The sequence below is a fragment of the Streptomyces sp. GB4-14 genome (assembly GCF_022696125.1).
GTDB classification, from domain to species: Bacteria; Actinomycetota; Actinomycetes; order Streptomycetales; family Streptomycetaceae; genus Streptomyces; species Streptomyces werraensis.
Map to the genome: position 1 here is coordinate 6,234,332 of NZ_RZHO01000002.1, position 18,625 is coordinate 6,252,956.

19 protein-coding genes are annotated in these 18,625 nt (G+C 73.5%); 9 read left to right on the forward strand and 10 right to left on the reverse strand.

The annotated features are described in order from the left end of the window. The first annotated feature begins 177 nt into the window (after nt 1-177). Together ELQ39_RS30050 and glgX are read left to right on the forward strand one after the other, a co-directional pair. Nucleotides 178-690, forward strand: coding sequence for a pep a2 (locus tag ELQ39_RS30050; RefSeq protein ID WP_190003121.1), 513 nt, complete (start codon nt 178-180; stop codon nt 688-690). Continuing rightward, entirely contained in the window at nt 687-2,831 is a 2,145-nt protein-coding gene (gene glgX / locus ELQ39_RS30055; RefSeq protein WP_242595033.1) for a glycogen debranching protein GlgX, read from the forward strand. Before ELQ39_RS30050 ends, glgX begins: the two co-directional genes overlap by 4 nt. Nucleotides 2,832-2,852: 21 nt before the next feature. Here glgX and ELQ39_RS30060 read toward each other — a convergent pair whose 3' ends face one another. Continuing rightward, nucleotides 2,853-3,656 carry a VOC family protein gene (locus tag ELQ39_RS30060; protein WP_190003123.1) on the reverse strand — a complete coding sequence of 268 codons (804 nt, stop codon included), beginning with the start codon at nt 3,654-3,656 and terminating at the stop codon, nt 2,853-2,855. A 251-nt stretch (nt 3,657-3,907) separates the two neighbouring features. Here ELQ39_RS30060 and ELQ39_RS30065 point away from each other — a divergent pair, with 251 nt between their 5' ends. Further along, nucleotides 3,908-4,228: an ANTAR domain-containing protein gene (locus ELQ39_RS30065; protein ID WP_228755840.1), complete on the forward strand. Its 321-nt coding sequence runs from the start codon at nt 3,908-3,910 to the stop codon at nt 4,226-4,228. Nucleotides 4,229-4,232: 4 nt separating this feature from the next. Here ELQ39_RS30065 and ELQ39_RS30070 read toward each other — a convergent pair whose 3' ends face one another. Further along, nucleotides 4,233-5,027 (reverse strand): SigB/SigF/SigG family RNA polymerase sigma factor, encoded by a 795-nt coding sequence (locus ELQ39_RS30070; protein WP_190003125.1) that lies wholly within the window; start codon nt 5,025-5,027, stop codon nt 4,233-4,235. Nucleotides 5,028-5,481: 454 nt separating this feature from the next. Here ELQ39_RS30070 and ELQ39_RS30075 point away from each other — a divergent pair, with 454 nt between their 5' ends. After that, on the forward strand, nt 5,482-6,003 hold the full coding sequence (locus tag ELQ39_RS30075; protein WP_225628463.1) for a hypothetical protein: 522 nt from the start codon (nt 5,482-5,484) through the stop codon (nt 6,001-6,003). 19 nt (nt 6,004-6,022) lie between these two features. Here the strand turns inward: ELQ39_RS30075 and hemC are convergent, their stop codons facing one another. The 3 genes from hemC to ELQ39_RS30090 form a co-directional block, all read right to left on the reverse strand. Then, nucleotides 6,023-6,958 carry a hydroxymethylbilane synthase gene (hemC, locus tag ELQ39_RS30080; protein ID WP_225628462.1) on the reverse strand — a complete coding sequence of 312 codons (936 nt, stop codon included), beginning with the start codon at nt 6,956-6,958 and terminating at the stop codon, nt 6,023-6,025. A gap of 79 nt (nt 6,959-7,037) precedes the next feature. Then, nucleotides 7,038-7,814, reverse strand: coding sequence for an NPP1 family protein (locus ELQ39_RS30085; protein ID WP_225628461.1), 777 nt, complete (start codon nt 7,812-7,814; stop codon nt 7,038-7,040). A gap of 143 nt (nt 7,815-7,957) precedes the next feature. After that, a complete protein-coding gene (locus tag ELQ39_RS30090; protein ID WP_242595034.1) occupies nt 7,958-8,938 on the reverse strand; it encodes an ATP-dependent DNA ligase in 981 nt (326 codons plus the stop codon). A 179-nt stretch (nt 8,939-9,117) separates the two neighbouring features. Between ELQ39_RS30090 and ELQ39_RS30095 the strand changes: the two genes are divergently transcribed. The 4 genes from ELQ39_RS30095 (at nt 9,118) to ELQ39_RS30110 (ending at nt 12,958) form a co-directional block, all read left to right on the forward strand. Beyond that, nucleotides 9,118-9,621 (forward strand): MarR family winged helix-turn-helix transcriptional regulator, encoded by a 504-nt coding sequence (locus ELQ39_RS30095; protein WP_225628458.1) that lies wholly within the window; start codon nt 9,118-9,120, stop codon nt 9,619-9,621. Nucleotides 9,622-9,692: 71 nt separating this feature from the next. After that, the gene (locus tag ELQ39_RS30100) at nt 9,693-10,073 is read left to right on the forward strand and encodes a MauE/DoxX family redox-associated membrane protein (protein WP_190003131.1); all 381 of its coding nucleotides are present in this window, start codon (nt 9,693-9,695) and stop codon (nt 10,071-10,073) included. Then, on the forward strand, nt 10,070-10,537 hold the full coding sequence (locus tag ELQ39_RS30105; RefSeq protein ID WP_190003132.1) for a peroxiredoxin: 468 nt from the start codon (nt 10,070-10,072) through the stop codon (nt 10,535-10,537). The genes ELQ39_RS30100 and ELQ39_RS30105 overlap by 4 nt, the downstream gene beginning before the upstream one ends. A gap of 66 nt (nt 10,538-10,603) precedes the next feature. After that, nucleotides 10,604-12,958, forward strand: coding sequence for an ATP-binding SpoIIE family protein phosphatase (locus ELQ39_RS30110; RefSeq protein ID WP_242595035.1), 2,355 nt, complete (start codon nt 10,604-10,606; stop codon nt 12,956-12,958). Nucleotides 12,959-12,976: 18 nt separating this feature from the next. Here the strand turns inward: ELQ39_RS30110 and ELQ39_RS30115 are convergent, their stop codons facing one another. Next, complete coding sequence (locus ELQ39_RS30115; protein ID WP_242595036.1) at nt 12,977-13,582, reverse strand: DNA polymerase ligase N-terminal domain-containing protein; 606 nt, start codon at nt 13,580-13,582, stop codon at nt 12,977-12,979. Nucleotides 13,583-13,638: 56 nt separating this feature from the next. After that, nucleotides 13,639-14,469, reverse strand: coding sequence for an aldo/keto reductase (locus tag ELQ39_RS30120; protein WP_242595038.1), 831 nt, complete (start codon nt 14,467-14,469; stop codon nt 13,639-13,641). A gap of 169 nt (nt 14,470-14,638) precedes the next feature. On the opposite strand from ELQ39_RS30120, the gene ELQ39_RS30125 reads away from it, so the two are divergent. After that, nucleotides 14,639-15,613 (forward strand): TauD/TfdA dioxygenase family protein, encoded by a 975-nt coding sequence (locus tag ELQ39_RS30125; RefSeq protein ID WP_242595040.1) that lies wholly within the window; start codon nt 14,639-14,641, stop codon nt 15,611-15,613. Between the two features lie 9 nt (nt 15,614-15,622). On the opposite strand, the gene ELQ39_RS30130 is transcribed toward ELQ39_RS30125, so the two are convergent. The 3 genes from ELQ39_RS30130 to ELQ39_RS30140 form a co-directional block, all read right to left on the reverse strand. Then, nucleotides 15,623-17,128, reverse strand: coding sequence for a metallophosphoesterase family protein (locus ELQ39_RS30130; RefSeq protein ID WP_242595042.1), 1,506 nt, complete (start codon nt 17,126-17,128; stop codon nt 15,623-15,625). Nucleotides 17,129-17,197: 69 nt separating this feature from the next. After that, the gene (locus ELQ39_RS30135; protein ID WP_242595044.1) at nt 17,198-17,971 is read right to left on the reverse strand and encodes a dienelactone hydrolase family protein; all 774 of its coding nucleotides are present in this window, start codon (nt 17,969-17,971) and stop codon (nt 17,198-17,200) included. 33 nt (nt 17,972-18,004) lie between these two features. Beyond that, nucleotides 18,005-18,625 (reverse strand): L-threonylcarbamoyladenylate synthase, encoded by a 621-nt coding sequence (locus tag ELQ39_RS30140; RefSeq protein WP_189899764.1) that lies wholly within the window; start codon nt 18,623-18,625, stop codon nt 18,005-18,007.

Consider the following 18,625-nt stretch of genomic DNA (forward strand, 5'->3'; position numbering starts at 1 on the left):
GGTTCCGGTCCGCTCGAATGCGGTCCCATCCGTCTCATCCGTGCGCTCGTGTTGCACGAATGGACCAACCCCCTCAGTCTGAAGGTGACTCAGAAGCGACACCCGCTCACGTTCCGTGTGCGGGGGCCCGTCCGCCGGACGGGAGGAGCGCAAGCTTCGCGGTGAGGAGCCACGACGATGAAGACCGCAGTGCCCTGCTACTACCACCTCGACGTGGAAGTCAGCCCGGAGAGGGTGGGACAGGTCAGCCGGATACTGGCCGCTCACCTCCGGTTCTGGGACCTGGAGAACCTCATGGAGCCCGTCTGCGGCGGCACCGAGATGCTGCTCCGCGCCATCGACGAGCACGCCACCGACAAGAACACCTCCATCGAGATGTGGTGGAACGGGCAGCACCTCATCACGGCCATCGCGGACAACGACCGCGCCCTGCGCCCCGACCAGGAGCTGCGCGGCTGCCTCGAGCACCTCGCCGCCAGCAGCGACGGATGGGGCTGCTGCGCCACCGAGACCGGCAGCAAGGTCATCTGGTTCTCGCAGCGCGCCCGCGCCGGGGAACGCGTGCCCCTCGTCCCCACCACGCCCGACCCGCGCGAGAGCGAGGGCCTGGACCTGCCCCGCGAGGTGAGCGTCTCCACGGCCACCGCCCGCGTCCGAACGCCCGGCGGCCTCCTGGAGGAGGTCCGGTGACCCGGCGGGACAACCGGAAAGGGGCGCCCGCCTGGAGCGGGCGCCCCTACCCGCTGGGCGCGTCCTACGACGGCGAGGGCACCAACTTCGCGCTGTTCAGCGAGGTCGCGGAACGTGTCGACCTGGTCCTGGTGGACGACGACGGCCGGCACCGCACCGTGCCGCTCACCGAGGTCGACGGCTTCGTGTGGCACGGCTACCTGCCGGGCGTCGGCCCCGGCCGGCGCTACGGCTACCGGGTGCACGGCCCCTGGGCCCCCTCGGCCGGCCACCGCTGCAACCCGGCGAAGCTGCTCCTCGACCCCTACGCCACCGCCGTCGACGGCCAGATCGACAACCACCCCTCGCTGTACGAGCGGAACCCGCACGGGCCCGACCCGGCGGACAGCGCGGGCCACACCATGCTCGGCGTGGTGACCGACCCCGCCTTCGACTGGGGCGACGACACCCGGCCCGGCCGCCCGTACTCCGACACCGTGATCTACGAGGCCCATGTCAAGGGGCTGACCCGCACCCACCCCGACATCCCGCCCGAACTGCGCGGCACCTACGCCGGACTGGCGCACCCCTCGGTGATCGAGCACCTCACCTCGCTCGGCGTCACCGCGGTGGAGCTGATGCCGGTGCACCAGTTCGTCCAGGACGGCGTGCTCCAGGGCCGGGGCCTCGCCAACTACTGGGGCTACAACACCATCGGCTTCTTCGCCCCGCACAACGCCTACGCCGCCCACGGCACCCGCGGAGGGCAGGTCACGGAGTTCAAGGAGATGGTGAAGGCGCTCCACGCGGCCGGGCTCGAGGTGATCCTCGACGTCGTCTACAACCACACCGCCGAGGGCAACGAGAAGGGCCCCACCCTCTCCTTCCGGGGCATCGACAACTCCTCGTACTACCGCCTGGTGGACGGCGACTGGCGGCACTACTACGACACCACCGGCACCGGCAACAGCCTGCTGATGCGCCACCCCTACGTGCTGCAGCTCATCATGGACTCGCTGCGCTACTGGGTCACCGAGATGCACGTCGACGGCTTCCGCTTCGACCTCGCGGCCACGCTGGCACGGCAGTTCCACGAGGTGGACCGGCTGTCGGCGTTCTTCGACCTGATCCAGCAGGACCCGGTGATCAGCCGCGTCAAACTCATCGCGGAACCCTGGGACGTCGGCGAAGGCGGCTACCAGGTCGGCAACTTCCCGCCCCTGTGGTCCGAGTGGAACGGCAAGTACCGTGACGCCGTACGGGACTTCTGGCGCGGCGAGGACCACACCCTCGGCGAGTTCGCCTCCCGGCTGACCGGCTCCTCCGACCTGTACGCCCACCACCGGCGCCGGCCGCGCGCCAGCGTCAACTTCGTCACCGCGCACGACGGTTTCACCCTGCGCGACCTGGTCTCCTACAACGACAAGCACAACGAGGCCAACGGCGAGGACAACCAGGACGGCGAGAACGACAACCGCTCCTGGAACTGCGGCGCGGAGGGCCCGACCCGCGACCCGGCCGTGCGGGAACTGCGCGCCCGCCAGCAGCGCAACTTCCTGGCCACGCTGCTGCTGTCGCAGGGCATCCCGATGCTCTCGCACGGCGACGAACTGGGCCGCACCCAGCGCGGCAACAACAACGCCTACTGCCAGGACAACGAGATCAGCTGGATCGACTGGCGTCTCGGCGACGAGCAGCGCGGGCTGGTGGACTTCACGCGCCGGCTGATCGCGCTGCGCCGGGAACACCCGGTGCTGCGCCGGCGCCGGTTCTTCCGGGGCGAGACCCCGCGGAACGCGGACCAGCCGCTGCCCGACCTGGTGTGGCTGGCGCCGGACGCGCGGGAGATGACCGACGACGACTGGCTGCGCTCCGACGCCCACTCGGTCGGAGTGTTCCTCAACGGCGACGCCATCGCCGAACCGGACCCGCGCGGCCGGCCCGTCGTCGACGACTCGTTCCTGCTGCTGCTCAACAGCCACTGGGAGCCGGTCGGCTTCCGGCTGCCGGACGCCTCCTACGGCGAACGGTGGACGGCCCTGATCGACACCGCCGACCCGGACGGCACCCCCGACGAGGCGGAGCGCAAGGCGGGCACCCGGCTGACCGTGGACGCCCGCAGCCTGGTGCTGCTGTCCCGTCCGTCCCGCACCTCACGGTGACCGGGCGGCCCCGCGGAGGGCTCAGTGCTCGCGGCGCGAGGTGACCGTGAAACGGGCGCCCTCGTTGTCGCTCAGCACCGCCTCCTCGGGGCCCAGGGACAGCACGCTGCCCCCGTGTTCCTCGGCGGCGCGGGCGCAGGCGGCCACGTCCGGCACGGTGAAGTGGACCTGCCAGTGCGGCCGGATCCGCGGATCGGGCGCCGATCCCAGCGCACCCGACTCGATGCGCGCCACCACGTCGCCCTCGCTGCGCAGCACCACTTCCTCGCCCTCGTAGTGCACCTCGCAGCCGCCGGGCCGGCCGGACGCCCAGTCGAAGACCTCGCCGTAGAAGATCGCCGCGTCGAAGGCGTCCCGGGTGTGCAGCCGGATGAACGCCAGCTGCGCCCGGCGCCACGTGGGCCAGTCGCTGAACAGCTCGCCCTCCCACACCCCGAACGTCGCCCCGTCCCGGTCGGCGAGCAGCGCGGCACGGCCCGGCGGCAGCGAGATCGGGCCCACCGCCGCGGTCCCGCCGCGCTCCTGCACCCGCGCGGCCGCCTCGTCGGCGCTGCGCACCGCGAAGTACGGCGTCCACGCCACCGCCATCTGCCACATGCCGGCCACTGCGGCGATCCCCGCCACCGGCCGGCCGTCCGCCAGGGCGACGCGGAACTGGTCGCCCAGCCGCATGGGGCGCCACTCCCAGCCGAGCACGGCGCTGTAGAAGTCCTCGGTGCTCTGCAGATCACGGCTGGTCAGACTCACCCAGCAGGGCGCCCCGTAGACGGCGTGCGTCGAGACGACGCCCGTCGAGCCGGCGGAGGAGGTCATGTCGTGGTTCATAGCGGTCGTGTCCTGATCTTCGTCGGCCCGGCAGCCACCCGGCTGGCACCAGTGTCCGCGGGGCACCGGCCCGGGCGCCTGCCGAGTACCCCGGCGGCGGCCCCGAAACGGTGACCCCGGCCACCCGTGGGCCACCCCGGTGGCACGGGGTGGTCCGTGTGGCGACCATGGAGGGATCGGACACCGGGTGAAGGCACTCAAGCACTTGGCGAAGGCGCCGCGGGAGCGGCACACCGGAACCGGAGGTGACCATGCCCACGGACGGGGGCGCGGACCGGATCCTGCAGCTGGAGGAAGAGGTCCAGCAGCTGAAGGACGCGGTCGTCTCGCACGCGGTGGTGGACCAGGCCATCGGCATGATCGTCGCGCTCGGGCGGGTCTCGCCCGACCAGGGCTGGGCGGTGCTGAAGGAGGTGTCCCAGCGGACCAACATCAAGCTCCGCAGCATCGCCGACATGATCCTCGTCTGGGGCCGCACGGGCGCGCTGCCCGCCGAGGTCCGCACGGTCCTCGAGGAGACCCTCGACCGTCTCGGACCCACCCGCCTCCCGGACGTCCCCCCGGAGTCCTGAGCCCTCAGCCGGCGTCGGCCGACGCCAGCTCCTCGCGCACCTGCGCGAAGCAGCTGCTCAGCAGGCGGGAGACGTGCATCTGCGAGATGCCCAGCTGGTCGGCGATGCCGCTCTGCGTCATCCCCTTGAAGAAGCGCAGATAGAGGATGAGGCGCTCGCGCTCCGGGAGCGCCTCCAGGCACGGCCGTACCGCCACCCGGTCCACGACGGCGTCGTACGCCGGGTCCGGGCCGCCGATCGAGTCGCCGAGTGCGTACCCGTCGGTGCCCGGCATCTCCGCCTCCAGCGAGAGCGCGGAGAAGCACTCCAGGGCCTCCATGCCGGTGCGCACCTCGTCCTCCGTCAGCCGGGCGTGCGCGGCGATCTCGGCGACCGTGGGAGGCCGCCCGGGCGTGGTCTGCGACAGCTCCTTCGCCGCGGTGCGCACCCGGTTGCGCAGGTCCTGCACCCGGCGCGGCACGTGCAACGTCCACATGTGGTCGCGGAAGTGGCGTTTGATCTCGCCGGTGACGGTCGGTACCGCGTACGCCTCGAAGGCGTTGCCGCGCGCCGGGTCGTAGTGGTCGACGGCCTTCACCAGACCCAGGGCCGCCACCTGGTACAGGTCCTCCAGGGCTTCTCCGCGGCCCCGGAACCGGACGGCGATGCGCTCGGCCATCGGCAGCCACGCCGTGACCAGGTCGTCGCGCAGTCTCCGGCGCTCCGGCCCGTCGGGCAGACCGGCCAGACGCTCGAAGTCACGCGCCGTCTCGGGGGCGTCGTCATGGGAGTGGGGCTTCCTGGGACCGACGGTACGCATCACGCGCGCACCTCCCTGAGCGGGTGCCGGATGGACAGAACACGGACGTGCCTCCTGTCCGAAGCACTGAGAATTCCTTTCCCGGTCCGCCGCGATTTCAAAACGGCTGCGGGAAAACGGTGCGGGATCGCGGTCCGTTGAATTCTGGAAATACGCACGCTGTGGAACCGGGGGAATTCAGGGTGTGAAAAGCGGCAGGCCGGGGCGCGCGGGCGGGGCCGTTACGGCGGGGAAGGGGGCCGGGCGCCGCCGGTGCGGGGTGACCGCCGCGCCGGACGTGATGTACGGCACGCCTCGTCGGCGCGCCCGGTGGTCCGGTCGGGCGATTTTTCCTGGGCAGCGCTTGATCGGCGATCAGATCGGGCGAACTGCCTGACCACGGCGCATTCCGCTCATTTGACAGTGCGCTGAGACCACAGATAGGAAGCAGCGGACAGAAGTCGAGAGGTGCACTGTGTACGAGCCGAACGTGGTCGGGGACTGGCAGGAGTACGACGAGCATGCCGGTCTGCGGGTCCGCGTCCATCGTCTGGAAGCGGGCGACCCGCCGCGCGGGCGTGACGACGCCGCCGAAGGGCTGTCGTACTTCCGGGTCCGGGTGACCGTGGAAAACCGGGGCGAGCGCCCTGTGTGCATTCATCTCGAGGACGGTCAGATCGACGTGCGCACCGGCCCCGACGGCGAGAGCGCATTCATCGACTGGCGCAACTCGCAATTCATCGAGGGATTCGACGTCTTTCCGCTGCGCCGGGCCACCGCCGTGCTCTACGCGGCGGCGCCCGAGGCGTCCCTGGCGCAGGTCGACGTCCAGGTGCAGGTGCGCGCCGACGAGGAGTGGGCCGGACGCCGGCTGTGGACGGGCGGCGTCGGCGTGCTCGAACCCTCCGCGGGGGCGACGGCCGGGGCGGCCCGCGAGAGCCTCGCCCAGCAGGTGAGCCTGTTCCTCCAGGAGCAGGCGGAGGAGGGCACCGCCTGATCCGCCCGCGCCGGGAGGTTCAGTGCGGGATGCCGTCGATGACCTCGCGGGCGCCCTGACGCAGCAGCGCCACGGCGACCGACGTGCCGAGCGTCGCCGGGTCCAGTCGCCCCGCCCACTCGTGGGCGTTCAGCCGGGTCTTGCCGTCCGGGGTGAACACGCAGGCGCGCAAGGACAGTTCGCCGCTGCGGTCCACGCGGGCGAGTCCGGCGATCGGGCTGTTGCAGTGCCCCTGGAGGACGTGCAGCAGCATCCGCTCGGCGGTCGTCTCGCGGTGCGTGTCGGGATGGTTGAGGACGGCGGCCGCCTCGATCAGACCCGTGTCGCCCTCCCGGCACTGAAGGGCCAGGACGCCCGCGCCGACCGGCGGCAGCATCACGTCGGGCGACAGCACCTCGCTGATCACGTCGGCCCGGCCGATCCGCTCCAGACCGGCCGCCGCGAGCAGCAGCGCGTCCACCTCGCCCTCCGCCAGCTTCGCCAGCCGCCGGTTGGCGTTCCCGCGCAGCGGCACGCACCGCAACTGCGGATGGGTGGCGGCGAGCTGGGCGACCCGGCGCACCGACGACGTGCCGATCCGCGTGCCGGGCGGCAGCTCGTCCAGGGTGAGACCGTCCGGGTGGACCAGCGCGTCGCGGACGTCGTCCCGCTCCAGGAACGCCGCGAACACCGTGCCCGCAGGGAGCGGCCGGTCGGCGGGCACGTCCTTCACGCAGTGCACCGCGAGGTCGGCCTCGCCGGCCAGCAGCGCGGCGTCCACCTCCTTGGTGAACGCGCCCTTGCCCTCCACCTGTGACAGGTCGCCCAGCCACATGTCCCCGGTCGTGCGCACCGGGACGACCTCGGTGCGCACCCCGGGGTGGGCCGCGGTCAGCTCGGCGCGGACGCGCTCCACCTGGGCGAGCGCCATGGGCGAGTCGCGGGAGACGATACGGATCAGTTCCGGGACGGCCATGGCGTCACGATAGACCCCCGTCGCCCCTCGGCGCCCGGGACACGGCGTCGAATCCCAGGCGTCAACTCGCCCATGCCTCTCATCCGTTCGGGTCGAAGGGGATGCCGGACGGCTTGGCCTTGGCGAGGTGTGAGGCGAAGCTGCCGTCCTTCAGGCCGAAGTGGGCGCTGCCGAAGTCGTGGGCGACGAGCTTCTCGCGCAGCCCTGGCGGATAGCCGTTCCAGCCGACCAGCGGCGGGTACTGCCAGGCTCCCTTGTGGTTCTCCGGCGGTTCGTCGCCCGTGCCGGCCAGGCGGAAGCAGTGGGTGCTGATGCCGTCCTTGTGATAGACGATCTTCGGGTGCGTGCCCTCGAAGCGGACGGACGAGCGGGGGTGGACCGTGAACGAGCCGTGGTTGGACGTCGCCACGTACTGCACGGTGTCGTTCTGCACCCACACCACGACGTGCTCCCAGTCGTGGCGGTGGCCGCCGAGGCTGACGCCGGGGAGGGCCTGGTCCTTCTCGAAGTAGAGCGCGTAGACCACGGCGCACCAGCCGTTGTTGCACTTGGCGCGCGCGTAGCCGTTGGTGTTGTCCAGGTCTGAGGCGTCACGGCAGTTGCCGTTGAGGGCGCCGGTGGGGTTCAGCCCGGGGTTGACGGTGCCGTCCGGTCCGATCGCCGCGGAGGAGTAGCAGCCGTCGGTGTCGTAGTCGTAGGCCGGCTGGTAGGTGCTCTCCAGGGCGTCGGCGTTCGCGGGGAGCGCGGGCGGGGGAGCGGCGAAGGCCGTGGCGGGGAAGGCGACGACCAGGGCGGCCGCTCCGGCCAGGCCGGTCAGCCATCTCCTGGCGTGCGTACGGGACGTGCTCGGCGACACTGCGTCCTCCTCGGGACAGGCGCAGCCCAACGGCTGTGGGGGGCTGGGGAGTTCACAGCATCCCGGTCGGACGTGCCCATGCCAAGAGGGGGGCGGGTGGCAACGGGGAAGGGTGGACCTGGCGGTACCGGGCCGCCCTCGGGTCACGCCAGGTCGTCGGGGAGGTCGGCCGCCGCGTCCTCGGGCGCGAGGTCCGGCCGGAGCCGCAGCCAGGACGGCTGGCGCAGCATGCCCTCCCGGGTGCGGGTGCTGTAGCGCACCTCGCCGACCAGCCGGGGCACCACCCAGCGGGCGCCCGGGACGGAGGGCGGCGGGTCGAAGGGGCAGACGTCGGTCGCCGCGGCCTTCAGCAGCGCGGCCAGCTCGGTGCGTTCGGCCTCGCTCCAGCCGGTGCCCACGCCGCCCACGTAGCGCAGCCGGTCCCCCGCCCGCTGCCCGACCAGGACGGCGCCCGGCAGCCCGGTCAGCCGGCCCTTGCCCGGCAGCCAGCCGCCGACCAGCACGTCCTCGCTGCGCATGTTGCGGATCTTGATCCAGGCGCGGGAGCGGACCCCCGGCTCGTACACCGAGTCCAGCCTCTTGCACACCAGCCCCTCCAGGCTGTGCTCGACGGTGGCCCGCAGCGCCTGAGCGCCATGGCCCACGATCGCGGCCGGGGTGGACCAGAACGGCCCGTCGAGCCCGAGGTCCAGCAGCTCCTCACGGCGGCGGACGTACGGCTCACGGAGCAGTGAGCGGCCGTCCAGGTGCATCACGTCGAACAGGATCAGATGCACCGGCACGGTCTCCGCCCGGCGGGCCGCGCGGGCGGGGGAATGGGCCAGCCCCATCCGCGACTGGAGCAGCTGGAAGCTGGCCCGGCCCTCCGCGTCGAGGGCGAGGACCTCGCCGTCCAGCACGGCGGGACGGGACCCGAGCGCGGTCGCGAGCGGGCGCAGCTCGGGATACGCGCCGGTGATCTCCTGGCCGGACCGCGCGCGCAGCACGACGGTCCCGTCGCCCGGGAGGTAGACCACCGCCCGCTGCCCGTCCTGCTTGGTCTCGTACGCCCAGCGCGCGTCCGCCGAGGGAGGCGGCAGCCGGCCGGGCGTGGCGAGCATGGGCGGGATCAGCGGGAGGGTCACGGGTGAGGTGTGGACGCCGCCGCCCGGCCCCACGCGTCCGGCCTCGGTGTTTCGCCCGAACGGCGGCCGGGGGGCGGGCGGAGCGCGGCCGGGGGTGGCGCGTGCGGGGGGTGAAGGGAGAATTCCGTTCCTCACCGCTCATTTGATTGAGTTACGCAATGAGATGGTACAGTGCGCCCATGTCCACACCCCCGCCTTCCGACGCCTCCGCCTCCCCGGAGGTGGTCGAGATCGAGCGCGCGCTGTACCGCATCACCTACCTCAGCTCGCGCGCCCGGCAGCACGAGCGGCTGATGGCCGCGGCGGGCGTGCCGCTGGACCGGGCAGCGGCGGCGCTGCTGCGGAAGATGGCCGACGAGGAGCCGATGCGGCCGGGGGAGCTGGCGGCGCGGCTCGGGGTGGAGGCCTCGCACGTCACGCGCACGGTGCAGCACCTGGAAAGGTCCGGTCACGTCGTCCGTGTGCCCGACCCGGACGACCGCCGCGCCCAGCGCATCGAACTCACCGACGCCGGCCGCGAGGCGATCGCCCGGATCCGCGAGACCGGGGTGCGCGGCATGCAGGCCGCCCTCGCCCACTGGTCCGAGGAGGACCTGCGCGAGCTGGCCACGCTGTTCCACCGCATGGTCGACGACTTCCTCGCCCACGCGGCCGAGACGGACGCCGGGTCCCCGGCGGACTGACCCCCGGCCCTCCCGCGCGGCCGCTGTCCTACCGTCCGGTAACGTGCGCGGCAGTCACCGGAGGAGGAACCGTGTCACGCTCCGCACGCTCACCCCTGCTGCTCGCCGGCCTGCTGGCCGCCGCCGGCACCGCGCACTTCGCCGCGCCCCGCCAGTTCGACCACATCGTCCCGCGCTCCCTGCCCGGCTCACCCCGCACCTGGACGTACGCCAGCGGCGCCGCCGAGCTGGCGCTGGCCGCCGGGGTGGCCCTGCCCCGTACCCGCAAGGCCGCCGCCCTGGCCGCGGCGGCGTTCTTCGTCGGCGTGTTCCCCGCCAACGTGAAGATGGCCGTCGACTGGCGCCACCGCCCCGCCCCGCTGCGCGCCGCCGCCTTCGGCCGGCTGCCGCTTCAGGTGCCGCTGGTGCTGTGGGCGCGCGGCGTCGCCAAGAACGCGGAGGGGACGGCATGAGCGCGCGCCTCGAGAAGGGCGACACGGTCGAGGACTTCGCCGCGCCCGACGAGACCGGCACCGTCCGCCGGCTGTCCGAGCTGCTCGACGACGGCCCGGTGGTGCTGTTCTTCTACCCCGCCGCCCTGAGCCCCGGCTGCACCGCGCAGGCCTGCCACTTCCGCGACCTCGCCGCCGAGTTCGCGGAGGCGGGCGCCCGCCCGGTCGGCGTCAGCGGGGACCCGGTGGAGCGCCAGGCCGAGTTCGCCGGACGGCACACCCTCGGCATGCCGCTCCTTTCCGACGCCGACGGAGCGATCCGCGAGATGTTCGGCGTGAAGCGGGGCATCTCCGTGGCGCCCACCAAGCGGGCCACCTTCGTCATCGGCCAGGACCGGACCGTGCTGGAGGTCGTGCGCAGCGAGCTGCGCATGAACGCCCACGCGGACAAGGCGCTCGCCGCCCTGCGCGCACACCGCGCCTGAGGCGGCCCGGCACCGGAAGCACCCGCCGCGGTTGAGAGGTGACGGCCGCGGGTCGATCCTGGACCAATGGACGACGCCTCCGCCGCTCTTGTTGTCGATGCCCGCGGCGTCGTGACGGGGTGGAGCGAGGGAGCCCGGCGGCTGACCGGGTTCTCCGCCGACGAGGCCGTGGGCCGTCCCGTGCGGGACGTGCTGGCCGAGGAGCCAGGCAGCGGCGAGACCCCGCCCGGCGGTGCGCCCCTGCCCGCGGGAGCCGTCACGGCGCGTCACCGCGACGGGCACGCGCTGACGCTACGGATCGCGGTGTCCCCCCTCGACGGGCCAGGGGACGAGACCACCGGGTACGTGATCACCGCCGCGCCCGCCGGCGCGCGGGAGACGTCGCTGGCCGGCCGTGTCTTCGAGCAGTCGTCCCTGCCCATCTCCGTCTTCGACACCGAGCACCGCTTCGTGCGGCTCAACGCCGCCGCCTGCGAGGCGATGGGCGGGTCCGAGGAGACCCTGCTCGGCCGGACCTTCCTCGACGCCGCGGGCCGGAGCGAGGGCACCCGCTCCATCGACCGGAACATGCGCAGGGTCGCCGGTACCGGCCGTCCGATGCGCGACGGGACCTACAGCCAGGCCGGCGCCGCCCCGGACCAGCAGGCCTGGGGCGTGGAGATGTGGCCGCTGCGCGACACCACCGGCCGGGTGATCGGCACCGCGCTGGCCGGCCTGGACAGCACCGAGCAGCACCGCGCCCGGCGCCGGCTGGCCCTGATCGACCAGGCCACGACCGCCCTGGGCACCACCCTCGACGTCGTCCGGACCGCCGAGGAGTTCGTGGCGCTGCTGGTGCCGGACTTCGCGGACTTCGCCGCCGTCGACCTGCTCGACTGGGTGCTCGACGCGGAGGCGCCCCCGCGGGACGACCGTCCCGACGTCGTCATGCGCCGCGTGGCGCACGCCTCCGCGGGCCCGGACGCGCCCGCCACGATCGTCCAACGCGGCCGTACCGACGTCTACCCGCCCTACTCGCCGCCCGCGCGGGCTCTGCGCGAGCGCAGAGCCGTGCTCGCACGGGCGGGCGAGCCGGACTTCGACCGCTGGAAGGCCGAGCGCGAGCCGCGGTCCCTCCGCACGGAGGCGGCACGGGCCTCCCGCCCCCACGCGGAACTCGCCGTACCGCTGCTCGCCCGCGGCACCACGCTCGGCGTCGCGATCGCCCTGCGCAATCTCCGCCCCGAGGAGTTCGAGGACGACGACGCCGTCCTGACCGAGGAGATCGCCGGGCGGGCCGCCGTCTGCGTGGACAACGCCCGCCGCTTCGCCCGGGAACGCGCCATCGCCATGACCCTCCAGAACAGCCTGCTGCCCAAGGTGCGGCCCGGGCAGGCGGCCGTCGAGGTCGCCCACCGCTACCTGCCCACCGCGTCCGCCGCGGGCATCGGCGGCGACTGGTTCGACGTCATCCCGCTGTCCGGAACCCGGGTCGCCCTGGTCGTGGGGGACGTCGTCGGACACGGCATCCCCTCCACGGCCACGATGGGCCGGCTCTGCACGGCCGTGCGCACCCTGGCGGACGTCGACCTGCCGCCCGAGGAGCTGCTCACCCACCTCGACGACCTGGTCACCCACCTCACCGACGACGAGCGCGACGACGTCCCGGAACTCGGCGCCACCTGCCTGTACGCCGTCTACGACCCCGTCTCCCGCATGCTGACGGTGGCCGCCGCCGGACACCCCCCGCCCGCCCTGCTGCTGCCCGACGGCACCTGCCGGCTGGTGCCGCTGAACGCGGGACCGCCGCTGGGCGTCGGCGGCCTGCCTTTCGAGGCGACGGAGCTGGAACTGCCGGAGGGCAGCGTCGTCGCCTTCTACACCGACGGGCTCGTCGACGGCCGCAGCCGCGACGTCGACCACACCACCCAGGAGCTGTGCCGCGCCCTGACGGCGCCCGCGGAGTCGCTGGACGACCTGTGCGACGTCGTGCTGAAGCACGTCCTGCCCGAGGAGCCCGCCGACGACGTCGCGCTGCTGCTCGCCCGCACCCGCGCCCTGGGCGCCGGGCAGGTCGCCGCGCGGGACGTGGCACAGGACCCCGAGGAGGTCGCCGCGGTCCGGAAGTGGGCGCTCGACCTGCTGTCCGCCTGGGGCCTGGACGACATCTCCTTCGTCACCGAGCTGGTGGTCAGCGAGCTGGTCACCAACGCCATCCGCTACGGGGAGCCCCCGATCGGGGTGCGGCTGATCCGCGACCGCACCCTCATCTGCGAGGTGAGCGACTCCAGTTCCACCTCGCCCCATCTGCGCCGGGCGCACGCCTTCGACGAGGGCGGCAGGGGGCTGCTGCTGGTCGCCCAGCTCACCCAGCGCTGGGGGAGCCGGCAGGCCGACGGCGGCAAGACCATCTGGGCGGAGCAGGCCCTCCCGCGCCGCTGACGCGCCGCCCCCGAGGACTCAGCCGTCCTCCTGAGCCACCTGCGCGAGCGTGCGGCCCGTCCGGGCGGAACGCGCCCGCCGGGGATCGGGCGCGCCCCGGCCGCCGGAGCCGCCCTTCGCGGCCCGCACCAGCAGCCACGCCTCCTCCCCGTCGTCCCCGCTCCGGAAGCGGGTCAGGGCGTACTCGCCGCGCAGCTTCGCGCCGTGCAGGCGGAACGTGGCGTGGCCGCGCTCCAGCGACGCGGCGAAGTCGACGGGGCGGCCCCGCCGGTCGTGGCTCAGCGGCTCGTACGTGCCGTGGTCCCAGACGATCACCGTGCCCCCGCCGTACTCGCCGTGCGGGATGACGCCCTCGAACTCCTCGTACTCCAGCGGGTGGTCCTCCGTCGGCACGGCCAGCCGCTTGTCCCGCGGGTCGGCGGACGGTCCCTTCGGCACCGACCACGACTTGAGCACGTCGCCCACCTGGAGCCGGAAGTCGAAGTGCATCCGGCGGGCGTCGTGGATCTGCACGACGAACCGGGGCCGGGCGTCCTGCGCCTCCCGCCCGCCGCCGCGCGGCTCCGCGGTCCGCTCGAAGTGCCGCTTGCCGTGGTAGTCCCGCAGCCGGTCCGCCCCGTCCACCGCGTTGCTCCCTCCGGTCCGTCCGCCTTCCGTACGAGCTGACCCCGGGTACCCGGTCAGAACTCCTCGTGCACCTCCGGGTCCCCGCCGATCCGCCGGTGCGCCCGGTCGGAGACGGTCCGCATCTGCGCCTCGTCCAGCTCGAACCCGAACACGTCGAGGTTCGCGCGCTGCCGCTCGGGACCGGACGACTTCGGCACCGGCAGCGCGCCCAGCTGGACGTGCCAGCGCAGCACCGCCTGCGCCGGGGTGACGCCGTGCGCGTCGGCGACGGCCGCGACCGCCAGGTCGTCCAGCAGCCGCGAACCGCGGCCCAGCGGGCTCCAGCTCTCGGTGAGCACGCCCTTGTCCGCGTGGTAGGCGCGCAGTTCCTCCTGCGGGAAGAACGGGTGCAGCTCGATCTGGTTGACCGAGGGCAGCACCCCGGTCTCCTTCTCCAGGCGTTCGATGTGGGCGGGCGTGAAGTTGGAGACGCCGATCGAGCGGACCAGACCGTCCTCGCGGAGCTTGATCATGGCCTTCCAGGAGTCGACGTACCTGTCGACGCGGGGGAGCGGCCAGTGGATCAGGTACAGGTCGACGTACTCCAGGCCGAGGCGGGCGCGGGACTCCTCGAAGGAGGCGAGGGTCTCCTCGTAGCCGTGGTGGCGGCCGGGGAGCTTCGTCGTCACGACGATCTCCTCGCGCGGGACGCCCGCGCCGGCCACGGCCCGGCCCACGCCGGTCTCGTTGCGGTAGTTGGCCGCCGTGTCGATCAGGCGGTACCCGGCGTGGAGGGCCGAGGTCACCGCCCGTTCCGCCTCGGCGTCGTCCATCGGCCAGGTGCCCAGGCCCAGGGCGGGGATCGTGGTGCCGTCGTTGAGGGTGTGCTGCGGGATGCTCGTCACGGGAGGGCCCTCCGGTCGCGGTGTCGTCCCTCCCAGCGTCGGCCACGACGGGGGCGGTGATCAACCGGACGGCCCGGCGCCCTGTCGCCAGGGACCGCTTCCCCTGCCACGATCTCCCCGGGAGCCGGACCGTCCGGGGCCGGCGGGTACGAGCGACGGAGTGGGACGCATGACGACGGACAGCCGCGTCGGGACGGACCGGGAGCACACGGGGAAGGCCGAGGTGCGCCCCGCGGCCGGGCACATCGGCGCCGACATCACGGGCGTGGACCTCGCCGCGGAGCTCGACGAGGGGACGGTCGCCGCGATCAGGGCGGCGGTGCTGCGCTGGAAGGTGGTCTTCTTCCGCGGCCAGCGCCTGGACCACGCCGGACATGTGGCGCTGGCCCGGCGCTTCGGTGAACCGGTCGTCCTGCCCCGCCGGGGCTCCGCCTCACCGGCGGACTTCCCCGAGGTCGAGACCACCGCCGACCGCCTGGAACTGGGCGGCCGGTACGGCATGGACCACGACGAGTGGCTGCGGCGGCGCCGCCACACCCTGCTGCGCGGCTGGCACTGCGACCACGGCGCCCGCGTCGACCCGCCCGCCGCGACCATCCTGCGCGCCGAGACCGTGCCGCCCTACGGCGGCGACACCACCTGGGCCAATCTGGCCGCCGCCTACGCCGGACTGTCGGCCCCGGTGCGGGAGTTCGCCGACCGGCTGCGGGCCGAGCACCGCCTCGGCGTGGGCTACCAGCCCCGGCCCGGCGACGACGCCTACGTACGCCACCTGCTGGACCACCAGACCGCCAGCGAGCACCCACTGGTGCGTGTCCACCCCGAGACCGGGGAGCGGATCCTGTTCGTCAACGGCTACTACGTCGAACAGATCACGGGACTGTCCCGCCCCGAGAGCAGAGCGGTCCTGGACATGCTGCTGGAGCAGGCCACCCGGCCCGAGTACACCGTGCGGCTGCGCTGGGAGCCGGGCACCGTGGCGTTCTGGGACAACAGGGCCACCATCCACCTCGCGCCCGCGGACACGGCCCACCTGGACCATCCGCGGATCATGCACCGTGTGATGCTCGCCGGTGACGTCCCCGTGGGTGTGGACGGCACGCCCTCCCGGCCCCTCACCGGCACCGCCCCAGGCCGCTGGTAGCCGGCCGCCCTAGGCCAGCGGGACGGTCACCTCGTCCTCCACGGGCGGGGCGACCTCCTGCGCCCGCTGCCCGGTCGCCGCGAAGCAGCGCAGCCGCAGCGCCTCGGGGGTCACGTCGATCCGCAGGAAGGACTTGAAGAACGGCGGGCTGTACGTGGCCGAACCGGGCGAGAACAGCGACTGGTACGCCTTGCGCACCGGCAGCCGGAACCGCTTCCCCCGGTCCGGCCGGCGTCCGGTGCCCAGCAGCCCCGCGACCAGCCGCATCCGGCGGGTCACCCGGGCCGGCGCGCCCGGCGCGCGGGTCGGACCGATGCCCAGGCGCTCGGCGACCACCGCGGCCGCCTCCGCCTCGGTCAGCGAGAAGAACCGGCGCAGCCGCGTCCGCCGCCCGTACAGCCCGCTGTAGAAGGCGAGGGAGTCGCCGCGCAGCGGGTAGCAGCGGAAGTCCGCCTCGGTGACCCCGGCGACGTCCACCCGGGGAATGGTGTGGGTGGCGTGCGTGAACGCCCCGCCGCCGCCCGCCACCACGTACTGCAGGGTGCGGCCGTCGCCCAGACGCACCGGGTAGCGCTGGTAGTTGTGGATGTCGCCGCCTATCGCGGCCACATAGCGGTGCGCGGGATCGCGGACGATGTCGTCGACGGTGCCGCCGCCCTCGATCGGACACGGGTGGTGCTCGCCGTCCACGTAGAGGGGCGAGCCGGTCACCAGGATCTTCGGGCGCGGGTCGCGGGACACCTCGTGCAGCCACGCGCCCTGCTCGGCGTCGACGGTGCCGAGCAGCCCGGTGTCGATGCCGACGACCCGTATCGGCCCGGCGTCGATCGCCCAGTACGGACCCGGCTGCACGGCCTGCTGGGCGGGGGAGGAGCGCGACTTGCGGGCCTCGTCGAGGCGTTCGCCGTCACCGGGGCGGGGCCGGTGCCACAGCAGGGCCCGCAGCCAGGCGCGGGTGAGGGGGCGCGGCGCGGGGGCGGGCGGCAGCGGCGCGGTCTCGTCGCAGAAGACCCGCATGAAGCCGGCCAGGTCCTCGTACCAGTCGTGGTTGCCGGGTATCGCGTAGACCGGCGCCTGGTAGTCCTGGTACGGACGGAAGAACTTGGGGCCGTAGTCGTCGGCGGCGCCCACCGGGTAGATGACGTCGCTGGCGAGCACGGCGAAGGCGGTGTCGCCGCCCTCCTTCAGCAGGCCGGGGACGACCGCGTACTGCGGCTCGCCGCCCTCGCCGGTGTCACCGATCACCAGGAACGAGAAGCGGTCCGGGTCGTCCCGCCGGATCACGCGGTCGGCGGGCGCCCCGGCCGCCGCCCGCCGGGCCGCCCAGCGCGATCTGATCTCCCCGGTGGGGTCGCCCAGCCAGGAGGCCAGGACGCCGTTGCGGGCGGCCCACAGATGTCTCGGGTCCAGCCAGGAGATCTTCTCCGTCTGGCGCGGCACCAGCCGCAGGTACTCACCGCGTTCGACGACGCCCCAGCCGGCGCCCTCGGCGGTGTCGCGTGAGGATTCGGACACGCGTGCACCGTAACAACGGTGCCCCGTACGGACGATGGGCGGGGCCGCGTCGACCTGGCCGTTCCGCCGTCACGTCGACGTGCCGGGCCGGAAGGTGCGGTCCAACAGGTCCAGCAGCGCCGCCCAGTGGCGTTCGTCGGCCTTCTCGTCGTACGACGCCGTGTCGGACTGGGTGAAGCCGTGCGCGGCCCCCGGGTACACCTCGCAGCGGTGCCGGACGCCCGCGTCCGTCAGGGCCCTCTCCAGCCGCTCGATCTGCTCCGGCGGCAGCGACGGGTCCTCGTCGGCGTGCCCGAGATACACCTCCGCCGTGATCCGGGGCGCCGCCAGGTGCGGGCTGTGGGGGTCGTCCGTCGCCAGCCGGCCGCCGTGGAACCCGGCCACCGCCGCCACCCGGTCCGGGAAGGCGCCGGCCGTGCGCAGCGCCAGGCCGGCGCCCATGCAGTAGCCGACCAGCGCCACCGGCCCCTCCGCCGCCTCCGGCCGCTCCGCGAGCCACCGCAGATACGCTCCCGCGTCGGCCGTCGCCCGCTGCGGCGTCAGCTCCCGCAGCGCCGGACGGAGCCGGGTGAAGAACTCCCCGCGCGCCTTCGCGTCGATGAAGCCGGGCAGTTCGACCACCGGGGCCGGCCCGCGCCGGTGGAAGAGGTTGGGCACCAGCACGGTGTACCCGGCCCGCGCCACCCGGTCGGCGGCCTCCCGCACCGTCGGGCGCACCCCGAAGGCGTCGGTGAAGCAGAGCACCGCCGGGCGGGGCGAGCCGTCCGCCGGGCGCGCCATATACGCGTCCGCCGTCCCGTCCTCGGTGGGGACACGCACCTCGGTCCCCCGCACGTCCGTCATGTCGCGCCGTCCTCCCGTCACTCGAGCCTTCCGTCACTCGAAGCGCGAGACGTCGCCCGCGCCCACCCGTACGATCTCCGGCTCGCCGCCGGAGAAGTCGATCACCGTGGTCGGCTCGGTGCCGCAGTCGCCGGAGTCCAGCACCGCGTCCACCTCGTGGTCGAGCCGGTCCTTGATCTCCCAGCCCTGGGTCATCGGCTCGTCCTCCCCGGGCAGCAGCAGGGTGCTGGACAGCAGCGGCTCGCCCAGCTCCTCCAGCAGGGCCTGGGTGACCACGTGGTCGGGGATGCGCACGCCGACGGTCTTCTTCTTGGGGTGCTGCAGCATGCGCGGCACCTCCTTGGTCGCGGGCAGGATGAACGTGTAGCGGCCCGGGGTGGACGCCTTCACCGCGCGGAAGACGTCGTTGTCGATCCGTACGAACTGGCCGAGCTGTGCGAAGTCGCGGCACACCAGGGTGAAGTGGTGCCGGTCGTCCAGCTTGCGGATGGTGCGGATCCGGTCGATGCCGGTGCGGCTGCCCAGACGGCAGCCGAGCGCGTAGCAGGAGTCCGTGGGGTACGCGATCAGCGCGTCGTCGCGGATGGCGGCGGCGATCTGGCCGATGGTGCGCGGCTGGGGGTTGTCGGGGTGCACGTCGAAGTACTTGGCCAT